The sequence below is a fragment of the Bacillus pretiosus genome, from assembly GCF_051294775.1.
Taxonomy (GTDB): Bacteria; Bacillota; Bacilli; order Bacillales; family Bacillaceae_G; genus Bacillus_A; species Bacillus_A wiedmannii.
On sequence record NZ_JBPPHF010000241.1, the window covers coordinates 1 to 300 of the forward strand.

A 300-nucleotide genomic window follows, 5' to 3' on the forward strand; every position below is an offset into this window, starting at 1 on the left:
AGGCATTACTTGCTATATCCTTGCTTATATAGTTGGTGGATATGCAAAAGCGAAAGAAGGTATTGAAGATACCATTGAAGAGAAAGAGCTACATGTCGAAATGCTCATGCTCTTCGCTGCTATCGGTGCTGCAATCATTGGCTACTGGGCAGAAGGCGCGATTTTAATCTTTATCTTTGCACTGAGCGGTGCGATGGAGTCTTATACATTAAGTAAAAGTCAAAAAGAAAATTCAGCGCTTCTTGATTTACAACCTGAAGAAGCATTACGTATTTCAAATGGAACCGAAGAACGTGTTCC

1 pseudogene is annotated in these 300 nt (G+C 40.3%); it reads left to right on the forward strand.

What is annotated here, in order from left to right:
• Positions 1-300 (forward strand): annotated as a pseudogene (locus tag ACSG5Z_RS30700) (heavy metal translocating P-type ATPase); the annotation flags it as partial.